The following is a 545-nucleotide window of genomic DNA, read 5'->3' as shown; positions in this document are numbered from 1 at the left end:
GGGAGTGGGAGCCGGAGCTTCCTCCTTCTTTTGCGTCACGATGTGCGTCCAATCCGCTTCGTCTTCCGAGCCATCCTCCTGCTCGCGTTTGCGCTCTTCAAGTACCTTGACGGACTGCTTCACCTGATTGCGCGCATCGTCGATCAGGGCTGTGGCGTCCGCGTCCACGCCAAACGCCTCGATGCGATCGAGCACGCCAAGAAGCTTCTTGAAGTGGCTGTCAGGCTCTTCGTCCAAGTCAGCGTCAGCGGCGATCTCGTCGATCCGCTCTTCGAGCGAGGGCAACACAGTTGTGCGCAGTGCCAAACCAATGCCGACCAGTCTCAGCGTCGGTACGAGCGCTAGCATCTCCGGTTCGTCGAAGAAGGAAGTATCTAGATTCGTGAGCACGGCGGATTCCAGGGTTTCGGCCACCTCCGAGCGGAGATCGTCCGGCAAAACGCCAAGGTGATGGGCTCGGGCGTACGCCGCGATGTGGGGATCGTTGCCGGCAAGGTCGGTTCGCCAGCCGGACCGTCGAAGTAAATTTGGAAATTGCTGGACCG

General features: G+C 60.2%; 1 protein-coding gene. It reads right to left on the bottom strand.

Annotated elements, in window-relative coordinates; genetic code table 11:
* Positions 1-545, bottom strand: a 545-nt coding sequence (locus IVA98_RS17395) for a hypothetical protein (protein ID WP_524536386.1), incomplete at both ends; no start/stop codon positions are given.

The organism is Bradyrhizobium sp. 160, from assembly GCF_023073735.1.
In the GTDB taxonomy this organism is placed as follows: Bacteria; Pseudomonadota; Alphaproteobacteria; order Rhizobiales; family Xanthobacteraceae; genus Bradyrhizobium.
The sequence above is the reverse complement of the archived record's forward strand: the minus strand, read 5'-3'. Positions and strand labels throughout refer to the sequence as shown.